The 13,367-nt window shown below is 63.6% G+C and carries 12 protein-coding genes and 1 pseudogene; 7 read left to right on the top strand and 6 right to left on the bottom strand.

Translation table 11 applies throughout. The features are described 5' to 3' along the window. Positions 1-10 precede the first annotated feature (10 nt). From DDA93_RS06410 to DDA93_RS06400, 4 genes and pseudogenes are all read left to right on the top strand, one after another. A complete protein-coding gene (locus DDA93_RS06410; RefSeq protein ID WP_116778327.1) occupies positions 11-406 on the top strand; it encodes a hypothetical protein in 396 nt (131 codons plus the stop codon). Continuing rightward, positions 354-1,457 (top strand): annotated as a pseudogene (locus DDA93_RS17090) (HAMP domain-containing protein); the annotation flags it as partial. The gene DDA93_RS06410 and the pseudogene DDA93_RS17090, both read left to right, overlap by 53 nt. Positions 1,458-1,690: 233 nt before the next feature. Further along, a complete protein-coding gene (locus DDA93_RS16730; protein WP_243400542.1) occupies positions 1,691-2,017 on the top strand; it encodes a sensor histidine kinase in 327 nt (108 codons plus the stop codon). Beyond that, positions 2,014-2,685 carry a response regulator transcription factor gene (locus DDA93_RS06400; protein WP_116778326.1) on the top strand — a complete coding sequence of 224 codons (672 nt, stop codon included), beginning with the start codon at positions 2,014-2,016 and terminating at the stop codon, positions 2,683-2,685. The genes DDA93_RS16730 and DDA93_RS06400 overlap by 4 nt, the downstream gene beginning before the upstream one ends. A gap of 196 nt (positions 2,686-2,881) precedes the next feature. Here DDA93_RS06400 and DDA93_RS06395 read toward each other — a convergent pair whose 3' ends face one another. The 5 genes from DDA93_RS06395 to galU all read right to left on the bottom strand — a co-directional run bounded on the left by DDA93_RS06395 (position 2,882) and on the right by galU (position 7,294). Then, complete coding sequence (locus tag DDA93_RS06395) at positions 2,882-3,301, bottom strand: hypothetical protein (RefSeq protein WP_116778325.1); 420 nt, start codon at positions 3,299-3,301, stop codon at positions 2,882-2,884. Positions 3,302-3,403: 102 nt separating this feature from the next. Beyond that, positions 3,404-4,597 (bottom strand): phosphotransferase, encoded by a 1,194-nt coding sequence (locus tag DDA93_RS06390; protein WP_243400541.1) that lies wholly within the window; start codon positions 4,595-4,597, stop codon positions 3,404-3,406. Positions 4,598-4,658: 61 nt separating this feature from the next. Then, positions 4,659-5,678: a hypothetical protein gene (locus DDA93_RS06385; protein ID WP_133185448.1), complete on the bottom strand. Its 1,020-nt coding sequence runs from the start codon at positions 5,676-5,678 to the stop codon at positions 4,659-4,661. 28 nt (positions 5,679-5,706) lie between these two features. Next, on the bottom strand, positions 5,707-6,387 hold the full coding sequence (locus DDA93_RS06380; protein ID WP_024476861.1) for a GNAT family protein: 681 nt from the start codon (positions 6,385-6,387) through the stop codon (positions 5,707-5,709). Between the two features lie 10 nt (positions 6,388-6,397). Continuing rightward, on the bottom strand, positions 6,398-7,294 hold the full coding sequence (gene galU, locus DDA93_RS06375; protein ID WP_019481588.1) for a UTP--glucose-1-phosphate uridylyltransferase GalU: 897 nt from the start codon (positions 7,292-7,294) through the stop codon (positions 6,398-6,400). An 88-nt stretch (positions 7,295-7,382) separates the two neighbouring features. Here galU and DDA93_RS06370 point away from each other — a divergent pair, with 88 nt between their 5' ends. The 3 genes from DDA93_RS06370 (at position 7,383) to DDA93_RS06360 (ending at position 9,259) form a co-directional block, all read left to right on the top strand. Further along, on the top strand, positions 7,383-8,018 hold the full coding sequence (locus DDA93_RS06370; protein WP_084442886.1) for a 5-formyltetrahydrofolate cyclo-ligase: 636 nt from the start codon (positions 7,383-7,385) through the stop codon (positions 8,016-8,018). Positions 8,019-8,111: 93 nt separating this feature from the next. Then, positions 8,112-8,465 (top strand): FmdB family zinc ribbon protein, encoded by a 354-nt coding sequence (locus DDA93_RS06365; protein ID WP_024476859.1) that lies wholly within the window; start codon positions 8,112-8,114, stop codon positions 8,463-8,465. A gap of 92 nt (positions 8,466-8,557) precedes the next feature. Next, on the top strand, positions 8,558-9,259 hold the full coding sequence (locus DDA93_RS06360) for an RcpC/CpaB family pilus assembly protein (protein ID WP_051317687.1): 702 nt from the start codon (positions 8,558-8,560) through the stop codon (positions 9,257-9,259). 109 nt (positions 9,260-9,368) lie between these two features. Here the strand turns inward: DDA93_RS06360 and DDA93_RS06355 are convergent, their stop codons facing one another. Further along, positions 9,369-13,268 (bottom strand): DUF4011 domain-containing protein, encoded by a 3,900-nt coding sequence (locus tag DDA93_RS06355; RefSeq protein WP_243400540.1) that lies wholly within the window; start codon positions 13,266-13,268, stop codon positions 9,369-9,371. Positions 13,269-13,367: the final 99 nt, after the last annotated feature.

The following is a 13,367-nucleotide window of genomic DNA, read 5'->3' as shown; positions in this document are numbered from 1 at the left end:
TACTTAGGACATGAAGTCCCCGTCGCTCCATACCTGGTTGGTGGGTGCGGTATGCCTGAGCGGAGTTCTTGCGGCCGGCGCCGGGTTGGCGAGCTCCCTGGCAGATCCCGAGCCGGCGGATCTTGGATCGTCATTCACCCAAACCGCAACCCCGGCCCCACCCACGGAGCCCAGCAAGGCACCGTCACCCATGCCGATGGCACCGTCCCCCTCGTCGCCGCAGTCCGACACTGTGCCAAGTCCTGTCCCGGAACCTGTTGCACCCGAAGACGGCCCCCCTCTCCCCGCTAAGGTGGTGCCGCCACCGCTCCCCCTGCAGAGCGACGAAAGCGACGACGACGATTGGGAAGTCGATGACGGAGCCGACGAGGACGATGGGGATGACGGGGACGATGGGGATGATTAAGCCATCGTCCAGCCCCCGCACAGAAGTACTCCCTGCTCAGGCGGGCGACCGTAACGACCATCTTGCACGCCCGCCAGCCAATCGGCCAGGTCCGCCTGAATCACCTGCTGAACGCCCGCCAGCCGCCCTGCCCCCTGCGGGCCCGGACCGTAGGTGGCAGCGGATCTCTTCTGCGCTTCGCGGCTACTGGACCGTCAGGACGAGGGTGCTTGGTGCAGTTCTCGCGTTATCTGCTCTCGGCCTGTTGGTGGCCGGTTCAGCCGCGTACGCGTTGCAGCGCGGCGATATCAACGCTGACATGGACAACTCACTCGAACGAAACTTCCTTGAGTTCGAGTCCTTGCTCGAGACCGGACTCGACCCCACCACTCGCGAAGACTTCACCGAAGCAGGGGAGCTGATTTTCGTCGCCATGCAGCGCACCCTCCCGGCACCCAACGAGGGGATGCTGGGCACACAAAACGGCGAGGCGGTCCTGCTGACCAACCCTGCGGTACAGGTTCGATTGGAGGATGACCCGGAGTTGGTGGACTACGTTACTTCGCAAGCGGACCCGACGAGGGTCAGCATCACAAGCATCACAACCACCGAAACCACCTATCGTGCCCTGATCATCCCCGTCCAGCTAGCTGCCGATACGTCACCCAGCCAGTACGTTCTGGCCTTCGACGCCCGAGCGGAGCATGGGCAACTCAACCAGACCTTCGCGACCTTCGCCATGATCTCTTTCGGTACCCTCGTTTTCATCGGTGTGGTCGGCTGGCTTCTGGTCGGCAACCTACTCATGCCGATCCGCCTTCTTCGAGATACCGCCGAGCACATTGGCGATTCCGATCTGTCCGAACGGATACCCGTTTCAGGAAACGACGACCTGTCGGATCTCACCAGGACAGTCAACGCCATGCTGGAGCGCCTCGAAGGCTCCTTCACCTCGCAGCGACAGCTTCTCGACGACGTCGGCCACGAACTGCGGACTCCGATCACCATTGTGCAAGGCCACCTCGAACTCCAGGACTCCCGCGATCCGGCCGACGTCGCAGCGGTCCGTGGTATCGCTCTCGACGAACTCGACCGGATGCGGCTCCTCGTCGATGACCTGGTTACCCTCGCGGGAATCACCCGACCAGACTTCGTCAGACTGGAACTGGTAGCCGTTGGCCGCCTCACTGACGAGATCCTCGACAAGGCGCGCCCACTCGGGGCGCGCCGTTGGACCATCGCGCCCGGGCGGAAACTTCGTGCCTGCTCGACCCACGCCGGATTACCCAGGCCTGGCTCCAGCTCGTGGTCAACGCGGTCAAGTTTTCTGGCGATGGCTCAACGATTGCTGTTGGTTCGCGGCTGGATCACGCCGGACTGTCCTTGTGGGTGCGGGACGAGGGAATTGGCGTACCGGAGGAAGACCAGGGGCGGATCTTTGAACGATTTGCGCGTGGCGTTCGCGGACGACGGACCGAGGGTTCCGGTCTCGGGCTCACGATCGTCAATGCAATTGCGGGAGCTCACGGGGGTATTGTGCAGCTGAAGTCAGCTCCCGGCAACGGGTCCACGTTCACCATGGTGCTGCCACTCAATGACCAGTCGGACAAATCAGAGGAAGTAAGAGCTTGAGTCAGATCCTAATAGTGGAAGACGAGGAGCGGATCAGTTCTTTTGTTGCCAAAGGCCTGCGATCCGCTGGCTACGCACCCACCGTTGCCGACAGTGGGAGGGATGGCTACCATCTTGCCCAGACTGGGGACTTCGAGCTGATAGTGCTTGACCTTGGCCTGCCCGACCAGGACGGGTTCACCGTGCTGCGGCGCCTTCGCGAGTCACGGAACACCACCCCCGTGATCATCTTGTCGGCGCGGAGCTCGATCGACGACACTGTTGCGGGCCTGGAGGGAGGCGCCGACGACTATATGGCTAAACCGTTCCGTTTTGAGGAACTCCTGGCCCGGGTTCGTCTTCGGTTACGACAGGATGCCCCCACCGCCGACAACTCGGTTCTCACTCACCAGAATCTGCAGCTGGACCTTAGGACCCGCCGCGCGGCGGTCAATGGCAAGGAGATCGATCTCTCAGCCCGGGAGTTCGCGTTAGCCGAGGCTTTCCTTCGAAACCCTGGTCAGGTGCTCAGCCGGGAACAGCTGCTCTCCCGGGTCTGGGGATACGACTTTGATCCCGGTTCCAACGTGGTGGATGTCTACGTGCGTTATCTGCGTAACAAGCTCGGCGCGCAACGGTTCACCACTGTTCGCGGCATGGGATATCGGCTGGCCTCGGACGAGCCTTGATCCGCCACTGTCACCTGCTCTGCGCCGCCATGGGAAAAGGAGCGGCGGCAGTACCGGACATGTCGGGACCGCACCGCCAACACCGCTGACTGATCAAACCGTCAGCAAGGTTGGGATTCCGGAATGCTTGGGGCGAACACTCCGGAATCCCGGCTTGAGGGCTGGCCAACCTTCTTTAGGGCCAGACAGAATTTGGTCATTCCCCACTTGACGCCGACACAGCGCTGGGGGCCGAGTAGCCCGAATTCCCCGAGACCACAGGTGGCTGAACCGGGGCTGGGGCCGGAACCAGGACGGGTGCCGGTGCTGCGGGGGTCGAGACAGACGGAGCACTTGCGGCACTGGGCGCTGAGGATTCAACGGCCTTCGGAGTGGGCGAAGGGGCTGGCGAGGGTGTCAGCCTGTCGGAGTCGACGGTCGTAGCGTTCCCGACGTCGTCGCCCGGGCTGGTGCTGCCGTTCGCCCGGTCTTTGGTGGCGGCCCCATCGTCGCTGGACCGGTTGATACTGGAGCCAAGATCGCGAGGGGCGTGGTTACTGTCCGCGACGGCAACCCCAAGGCCAAGGGCCATAACGCTGAGTGAGCCGGTGGCGATCCAGATGTTTCGCTTCTGCACGGTGGGGTCCTTTCGGGATCCTCAGTAACTGGTTGTACAACTACTGTGCACGGCGTTTGTGAGACGAGGAGGAACTGATTATGAGAGACCTCTCACAATCAGTCAGCTTTCAAGCGTCAACGCTTCGTTGGCGAGGGTCTCCGCGATGGAGAGCCGCTTCAGGGCGTCGGCTCTCCAGGACGTCGGATCCGCGGTGGTCGCCCTGTGTTTGGCGCCGGCCACCAAAGTGAGCGCCACGCCTGCAGCACGGCCACGAAGGGCGGCCGGGTTCACTTCGTCGTCGAATACTGCCAGGAACCGGTTGAGAGCCGCGGGGACATGCTGGTAACGGCTGTCCAGGGCCGGTAAGACCGCGAGATGCCCGATGAAGCAGGCCAGGTCGTCCACCAGGTACCCGGGGCCCAGCGCGTCAACGTCCAATAGACCTGACACGTTGCCGCCCGAAACCAACAGATTCCCTTCATAGAAGTCGCCGTGCGACGGGACTTTGGGGCCGGCAGGGCTTGATGAAACGAGACTGTGCACCCGTTCGGCGAGTTCCGAGATTCGTGTCGCTTCGCCCGGTAGGACGGCGGTAGCTCCCTTGGCGTAGTCGCGGACCCGTGCCGACCAGGCTGGCCGCTCCGGCAGCTGCATCGCTTCGGCTGGCAGCCGGCGCAGCAACTCGACCAGGGTCTTCGGGCTCAGCGACTCCGCACCGTCGCGCATGAGTTGTTCAGCAAGCGGGGTGCCGGCAGCTGGGTGCATCGCCAGCACATCGGGTGCCGGAACGTCGATGAGTGACGGGGCGGGTATCGCCGCCGCCCTGAGCATTTGATGACGTGCGGCGAGTTGAGCTGCTTGACCGGCCCGGAGAACCTTCAGATAACGCCGCTGGCCGGCCAGATCTGCGGTGAGGACTGCCCGCCTGAGGGGACGGTAGCTGACCGTCGCCAGCACCGGAACGCCCTCCGGTAACGACCCGGTTAATTGGCTGTCCAGGAACAGTGCTTCGCCCACTTTTCGGGCATCGCACGCCCACGGCAGCCCGGGTAGCAGCGGATCGTTAGGGTGTAGCCACACCGTTAACGTGGTGTCGTCGGGTCCGCTGAGCTGCACCGTTGCGGGGATGTCGGCAGGTAGTGACGCGGTACTGACGCATAGAAAATCTGTGGTGAGTTCGCCGTTTTCGGCTTCCGCCTGCACCTGATATATTCCGGTTGCCCCGGCCCCGGGACGGTGGTGAACCTGTTCCAGTGACCAGTGAGTGGGTCGTCGTCCTAACGTCGCGAGTGCGAGGCGAAGTGGCTCAGCCACGGCGTCTCCCTCAAGCAAACGCAGTTGGGCCGCCTCGGCCCCCTGCCTTGGATGGGAAGAATCAGGCCCGACGACGCTGTAGGACGTCATCCAGGTTCATCCTGCCAGTGGTGGGGTTGGCGGTTGAGTTGCTTCCCGATGACGTGTCAGGACTGGCTACTGCCGGCGCAGCTGCTCCTTGTTTCAGGGTCGTTTTGGCCTGTGCCTTCGGAACAGCAGGGAGCTCCAGTGGGGCTGGAGCCTGCCGCTGTGCCTTTGCGGCTGCAACATACATCGGCTTGGGCACCTCAACGGGCTCCCAGGGTGTTCCTGCGGATTCGGTAGTCGCCTCAGCGTCAGGTGAGACGGAACTGTGGGGATCAACGCTGGCTGCTTCCGTAACGGTGGCACTGGCGGCGACGGCCAGGGCCGCCTGGCGCAGTTCGATGGCCGTCAGGTTTGCGGTACCGGTTGTGCCCGTCGTCGACCCCTGCTCGTTGGGAGAGCTCTCTGCTGCGGGGCCCGTTGTTTCGGCGTCGAAGAGGTTGGTCTCCCGCCGCGGGGCGGGAACAGCCGGGGCGGCGAACGCTTGTGCCCGGGGAGGCAGGTCAGTCGTCCGGTGTGACATGGCGTCTGCGAATGCCGCCTCGACCTTACGACGCCGATCGCGGACAGCGAGGACCCGGAGTCCTGCTACCGCAAGCAGGAACAGCACGAAGGCTCCAGCAGGTACCAGTGCTGGTATCAGGGACAGGACTGCGAGAGGTATGCAGACGACGGCCGCTAGAAGCGCTACAGCAGCGATGGCCGCAATGGAGCCGCGCCCGCGCCGGATGGTGAGCCGGCCCTGGGGCGAGTATGCCTTGGGGGCTGCTCCGCCGCCCATGGTGCCAGCGGCGTCGGTAGTGTGGCCGGACATTTCCATAATGCTCCCCTGAGAGACTTTGCTCTCGGCTGTTGCTGATGAAACTAGGGCGGAGGTGGCCACCGGCTCAACCAACAGGGCCGGGCGGCGGATACGAAGAACGTAGGGGGCAACCCAGATCAGCCAGAGGCCAACAATAGCGGCGAGCACCACCGAGCTGTTCATAGAGAAGTCCACGTCTAAAACCGTAGGTTGTTTACCCCGATCAGGTGAGTATTGCCGGCGGTGTGTCGTCCCCGGGTTGGTGAATTGCCGTGTCCCGGTGGCTACGGGCCACCTGGTTTTTCCAGCGTGCCAGTAGCCCGTCGGGGACCTCGTCGTGGGTCAGCGCGAAGCTGCGATGGTCAGCCCATCGACCGGCAATGTGCAGGTAACTCTCGCGCAGCCCTTCGTCCCGGAATCCCAGTTTCTCGACGACCCGTAGACTCGCCGAATTTTCCGGCCGGATGTTGATTTCCATCCGGTGGAGTCCCAGGCTCCGGAAGCAGTAGTCGGTCACCAGGGCAACTGCGGTGGGGGCGATGCCCTGGCCGGCGCGCTGCCGGTCCACCCAGTAGCCGAGAGTGGCGCTCATCGCCGACCCCCAAACGATCGTCGAAACCGTGAGTTGGCCGACAATGGCGGTCTCCCGGAGGTGAGAGCTGCGTTCAGTGATCAGAAAAGGTAACGCGGAGCCGCTCCGTGCCTGTTTCTTTAACGACCGGACCATCTCGGTGTAACTCGGCAGGTAGCCGCCCGGGGCGGGATTTGATGCCTCCCAAGGCGCCAACCAGTCAGCGTTGCGCTGCCTGACCGCCGACCATTCCCGCTTGTCTCGAAAACGAACGGGCCTGAGGACCAGATCGTCGGTCTCAAGGGTCACCGGCCAGGTGAATTGCCCGCTCACTGGGTACAGGCTAGCCGTTGAGGTTGTTGGTGAAGCTCTTCAACCAGTCCTGGAGGTCTGGGCCGAGATCCTCACGCTCCGACGCGAGGGTGACCACGGCCTTGATGTAGCTGAGCTTGTCTCCCGTGTCATACCGGCGTCCACGGAACACCACTCCGTATACGCCTGATCCTTCGCCGTCGGCAGAGGCAAGAGTCTGCAGCGCATCGGTCAGCTGGATTTCACCGCCGCGGCCGGGGCCGGTGGTTTCCAGAACGTCGAAGACCCGCGGGTGCAGGACATAGCGACCGATGACTGCCAGGTTCGATGGAGCTTCGTCAATTGCTGGCTTCTCCACCAGTTCGCTGACCCGAACATACTCTTCGCCGTCGATGGCTGAAATGTCGGCGCAGCCGTAGGCGCTGATCTGCTCAGGGTCAACCTCGATCAGCGCGATCACTGACCCACCGGTCTTTTCCTGTACCTCGATCATGGTCTTGAGGAGAACATCTCGCTCGTCGATCAGGTCATCGCCGAGCAGGACGGCGAATGGCTCGTTGCCGACGTGAAGCTTCGCACGGAGCACTGCGTGTCCGAGACCCTTCGGGTCGCCTTGGCGGAGGTAGTGGATATCCCCGAGCTCCGATGGACGACGGACCGCGGCGAGCTTTTCGTGATCGCCCTTCGCCTCGAGGGTCTGCTCGATAAATGGCACCCGGTCGAAGTGGTCCTCCAGCGAACGCTTGTTGCGTCCGGTGATCATCAGAATGTCGGTCATACCGGCATGGACTGCTTCTTCGACCACATACTGGATCGCCGGCTTGTCGACTACCGGAAGCATTTCTTTGGGCATCGCCTTCGTGGCGGGAAGAAACCGCGTGCCAAGTCCCGCAGCGGGGATGACAGCCTTGTTCACTCGTGAGCTCATGACACCACCCTACATAACGTCAGTCCGCTTATAGCGACATTTGGCTGCGGGAGGCTAACAGTGGTCGGTTTCGGTAGTGTGTGCCGGTATGGGACACACTACGACGGCGGCGGAAAAGCAAAATGCCAGGCAGTTCTTTCGTTCCAGGCGCCGAGAAATGTCCAACGAAGAGCGTCTCCGCTCGGCTGCTGGCCTGGCTCAGCAGGTCCGACAACGGCTGCAGGCATCGTCAGGCCCCCACGGCGGTTTGATCGCCGCCTACCTATCAATGGACCCTGAACCAGGGACCGCGCGGCTCCTTGACGCGTTAAACCGCGACGGATACGACGTCGTCGTGCCGATCTGCGAGCCTGACTATCAGCTGTCCTGGTGCCAGTGGAGCGCCGACGCCGAACTGCGCCGCAGCCCTCGCGCGCCCCTGATGGAACCTGTAGGTGAACGCTTCAGCTTTTCCGAGCTACTGGACCGTCATGGCTTGCCCTCCCTCGTTTTGGTGCCAGGACTGGCGGTCGACCACACCGGCACCCGCCTGGGACAGGGCGGCGGCTACTACGATCGGTTCCTTGCCCAGGCACGGACGGTGGTGCCGGACCTCCCGGCGGCAGCATATCTCTATGAACACGAACTGTTACCGAAGCGGTCGCTTGCCAAGACCGAACTCGACATGCCGCTCAGCGGCGCGTTCACCCCCTCCGCGTTCCACCGGCTGAGCCCTGCAGCGTAGCGGTGTAGACTTAGCACTCGGGACCTTAGAGTGCCAGTCGAACCGACTTGGGTGACCGATCCCCAAGAACACAGCTTGTCCAGGAGGATTTTCTTGCCTACTTACGCATACGCCTGCAGAGACTGCGAACACGCTTTCGACATTCACCAGGCCTTCTCCGATAACTCCCTGACCGTCTGCCCTGAATGCGACGGATCGCTTCGGAAAAAGTTCAACAGCGTGGGAGTTGTCTTTAAGGGGTCCGGTTTCTACCGCAATGATTCCCGCGACAGCAAGAAGTCAGTCGACGTCGGTGCGAGCAATTCCGTCGCGTCCACCGGCTCGGGTTCTGAATCGTCATCCAGCAGCTCCGAGAACAAACCGAGCACCACAGGCCCGGGCAAGGACGCCTCCCCGGCCCCCACCAAGTCAGCACCGGCGACAAAGACCACCGCGGCCGCCAGCTAGGGACACCGCTGAACACCGTCTGCCACACTGGCTTTATCCACATAGCAGGCGAAGCGCCCCTCGTGCTGCCAAAGCGGTTCTAACGTTTGTGGATGGCCCTTGGCAAACATCCACCACGGCACCCCCAACGAGCCGGGGAATCCTCGCACCGCGTCGGGCGGTTCGTGTTCCGAAACCGCAGGCTCCTGGCAGCAATGCTGTTCTGCCTGGCCACGGCAGTGGCCGTGGAGGCGTTGATCCCTCCCGAGCAGACCCGCGTCGGCGTTGTTGCGGCGGCGGCAGATCTCCCGGTGGGTACCGTTCTCACTGCCGCCCACCTGACCATTGTTGAACTGCCGGCCGAGGCGGTCATGTCCGCGTCCTTCGCCGACCCGAGCGAAGTAGTGGGTGAACAGCTCGCCACTCCCCTGCCGCACGGCTTCGTTCTCACCCCCACCGCCTTTGTCGGATCAGGGCTGCTCACCGGCGCACCCGCAGGCACCGTCGCGGTACCCTTACGCCCGTCGGACCCGTCAACGGTCCAGCTGCTGTCCCCCGGCCACTATGTGGAAGTTGTGCTCAGCACGGGGAATGGCTTCGACGTACCTGGTGACACAACCGTGCTGGCTCGGGGTTTGCCGGTGCTGTGGACCTCGGCTGCCCCCAGCAGCGGCCCATCGGGCGTCTGGCCGGGCAACTCTGAGAGCGAAGGGCTCGTGGTGGTTGCCGCAGCACCGGCAGACGCCGCAGCCCTGGCGGGCGCCACCAGCACCGGCAACGTTCATCTGGTGCTGACCGGCGCACCACCCGGCTAGGACATCGAGTTAGACCATCGAGTTAGGGCACGGGCGAGGGCACGGGCGAGGACATTGCGCTAGCGCACGGCGTCCTTGGTTCGGCTGCCAGGGCTGCCAGTCAGGACCATCAGTCCCAGTGCGGGGGACGCTGGTCCTTCAACCACGCTTCATGGGACTCGTCGCGCTCACCCCATGAATCGGCCTCATCCTCTGCAGCGCGCTTGGGCAGGACACTGTCGTGGCTTGCCTGGCCTGTTCCGCTCATGCTCGTCCCGCTCTGTGAGTTTGAATGTCGTCCACTGGTCACCTCGGGCAACCCCAGATAGCGTCCAATCAGATCAGCGCATCCGTTCGGGTCGGTGAACACCTCGATGGTCCAGAGGGGCATGTACCGCCACCCCATCCGCTCAAGGAGTTGGGGGCGAAGCCTGCTTCGCTCCCGAACCGTCATGGTGCGGTACCTTTCGGTCCCATCGGATTCGATAGCGATCGGTGGCGTTTGCATGCCGGAACCTGACTCGTCGGACGGCTTACCTACTGTTGCCGACCCTGCTGTGGCGACGATGTCGAGAACCCCGTCATAGTGGTCCAGCACGTGGGCACCACGGTCGCGAAGTCGATTGACCAGATCCGCGACCAGCGGATCTGGGTTCACCGGTGCTGCGGGCTCCCCTGACGGATCCGGGGTCTCTCCGGTCCCCTCCCCCAGCTCTCGCTCGAGCAGACCGAAGAAATCCAACGCTCCATTGTCGAGCCGGGTGGGGTCGAGGTCCGTTGGGAGGAAGCACGTAACAATGTGGAGTTGGTGACGCGCCCTGGTCATGGCTGTGACGAACCGACCGCGACCATCGGGGCCGGACAGCTGGCCGAAGTTATGCAGTGCCCTGCCGTGCGGGGTCCGCCCGAAGCCGAGGGAAAAGATCACGCAATCCCGGGTGAGGCCCGCGGCCCGCTCGACCGGGACCACTCGGAACGACTCCTTGCCCGGGGCGAAGAAGTCAGCCGCCCAGGGCAGCTCTGCCATCCGCTGTCTAATCGCCTGACCTACCCGCCCTGCGTGCCGGGCGCTAGCGGTCACCACTGCCAGCGAACTGCTGGGACGGCGTCGGATGTGTTCGAAGACCAGTTCCACGACACGGCTGACTTCGGCCGCAACGCTTTCCACACCGGCCTGATCGGCGCTCGGCATTCCGGTGCCGTCTGGTAGATAGTCGACGGTGAGGGCCCGGCCGGTACCCGAAACTTCCGAACCATGAGGTAGCCGGGAGAGCCGGCCGTCATAGAAGGTGTCGCTCAGATAGCCGGTCAAAGCCTTGTCAACGCCCCGATACACCACGCTCAGCGGACTGGTGGGGAAGATGCCAGAGAGGGCCGAGTAGGCGCTGTTGAGCTGGTCGGCTTCCTGAGGTGACTCGGCTCCTGCACCGACGCTGAAGCTTTGGGGTCCGCCGAGGCGGTCATCGCCGAAAGCGATGACCTGGGTTGCCCTCGCCAGAGCCGGAACGGCCGACTGCAGGGAGATTGATTCGGCATCCAGAACAATGACCGCGTCAAAGGTCTTGTCGGCTGGTAGCACCATCGGAAGCATGAGGGGACTCGCCGCCCAAACCGGCATGAGGGCGGTCACCAGGTCGTCATCCTGGGCACTGAGCCCAGCGAGATCCAGGGTGCCTGTGCGGAGCAGTTCCCGGAGCTTCTCCGCTTCCGCGGGATGCGCCGCAAGCGCCGTCCGCCAGCGTTCAGCGAGGGCAAATCGGAGCCGTCCTGGACCGGAAGCGATGTGCGCGTTGTCGGCCAGACGGTAGTCCGCTTCGAGCCGGCGCAGGCTCTCGCCGTCGGACATTGCCAGATAGTCGTCACCGCTGATCATGGCGTCGAGGGCAGACTGCCACCACGCCAGTTCCAGTTCGGATCCCACCTGACGCGCGCTGACTTCGCGCCGCGCCAGATCGTCGAGCAATTCGCCCAACCCACGTTCACGCATTTCGTCGAGCAGCAGGGTGCGCTCCGGCAGGGTTGCGAGGGTTTGTCTGTCCCTGGCGAGCTCGGCGAGGCGTTGGCCCAGCTCTTCCAGCGGCATAGCGGCCAGGTCAACATGGCCGGGGGTCGTGGCAAGTACTTTGGTGAGCTCGTCCAGTTCCCGGCGGATCTTGTGGTGGAAGTTGTTGATCTCGGCGAGACCCGTTGGCACAGAGGGGTGCCGTTCAGTCGTCGCGTACCGGGTCCAGAGCGTCCGCTGCTGCTGCACTTCCACCAGGGAAGTGTGCAGGTCGGCGATGTGTACACCGGGGCGAACATATTCCTTTGCCACCCTGCGAAGCCGCGATCGGGTCATCGAGCTCATCTCGATGGCGCGCTCCCGACGCCAGGACGATGAGGCCGTGGCGGTGATGAGGTCGGTGACCGGCCGGTCGAAGATATCTGGCGTGAATTTGTCGAGACTTGCCCGGACCGCTGCGAGGAGCTCCAATTGCTCTCCCCACTCGGTGAACGAACCGCCGAGACTGATCTGGGAATGATCGGCTACCCGCAGCACCTTTTCCCGAAGCAGCGGGATGTCGCGGGCCAGGTCGACGGCCAGCTCGTGTGCACGCTCAGTTTCCTTACGGTTCAGCAGCTTGGCACCGTACCAGGGACTCTCTACGGCCGAGGCGCTGAAGCTGCCTAGTTCTGCTGCCCTGCGGAGCCGGCCAGCGAGCTCGGCACGGTCGGGGATGCTGTCCATCACGCTACGGAGCAGGCGAACCGTTGTTGCCGGCGAGGGATTCAACGAGGTCAATTCCGCCAGCGACTGCATTGCCTGGTAGGGCGAACAACCCCAGCGGCTTCGCACGTTGTGCAGAGACCTCACATGGTCCTGCAGCTGATGGCGGTGATCGACCAGAGTCTGGTGGAGTCCGTCCAGCTCGGGCCGCGTCGCCTTCTCGTTCCGCACGATCGCCCGGATCAGCTGGTCTTTGAGTTGCTGTTCGTTGATGTTGGCATTGAGCTGGAGGACCAGCGAGCCAAGGTTCAGTGTGTCCAGTTCCTGGACCACTTCGTTGAGGGTACCGCGACGCTCAGCCACCACTAGGACGCTCTTGCCCTGCTCGGCAAGAGCCGCAACGGCGTTGAGAGCGGTCTGGGTCTGGCCTGATCCTGGGGGTGCCGACACCACCAATGACCGTCCCTGGATGATCTGGTCCAGGACCTGCTGCTGCGCAGAGTCGGCATCCCTGATCAGCAGTTCATCGGCTGGCAGACGTTCATCAATCGGTGTTGCCAGCTCAGGGGCATCCGGTGCCGCAGGTGCGGGCTGTCCCTCCTTTGCCGCATCCACCAGGGCTGCAAGCACGGGATGGTCGGAGCGGATGGCCGGATCGTCGGCGACGTCAGCGAGATCGGCAAAGGTGGACACGAGGAGATGGTGCTCGATGGCCATCCCACGCACACCCTCGGTCAGTGCACGGAGCTTGTCCAGGACCGGCAACGGATCGAAGCGCGCTGTGCCGTAGGCCAGTTTGGCGACGGACTCGGGGTCGAACGACACCCCCTGTGCTGACCGCAGGTGGCGCACCAGCGCGGGATTAAGCCGCGCATGCTCGGTGAGCTGGAGTTCGTAGTCATCCTGGGACGCATGAACCGTCAGTGAAACCGAGGTCAACAGAACCGGCGCGGTCAGCGACTCGGACCGGCCGTCGTCGTCGACGCTGCGCCAGGCGGCGGTTCCGGCAGCGAGATAACCGACGTCGATACCGCGCTCGGTGCCCACCTCGTAGATCTTCGCCCGAAGGACCCGTGCCGCCTTCATCGCAGCCGCGTACTGACCCGGGTCCCGGAGGAGAGTGGACAGCCGGGTGCGACGGCCAGCAAGGAGCTGGGCGAGACCCGAGGGGTGGGCGTGCGTGAGATCGATGCTGTTGGCCGACGCAGGTGAGAAGTGCAGCAGGGTGTCGGCACCCGCGTGGGCGCCGAGCTGCTTGAGCCACGGCAGGAGGAAGTTCCCAGCGGAGTCCCCGGGATCCTGCACTGACACGGTGGTCTCCATTTCTGCGGTTATTTTCGACGATCTCGACCAGATGGGCATGCCTTCCAAGCTATCCGACAAGGGTGGTCACGGCGGGGCCGCAACACCGGGGACGGTCAA

It is taken from the genome of Arthrobacter sp. Bz4, from assembly GCF_003075455.1.
Lineage (GTDB): Bacteria > Actinomycetota > Actinomycetes > Actinomycetales > Micrococcaceae > Arthrobacter_D.
This window is presented reverse-complemented; position numbering and strand designations above follow the sequence as displayed.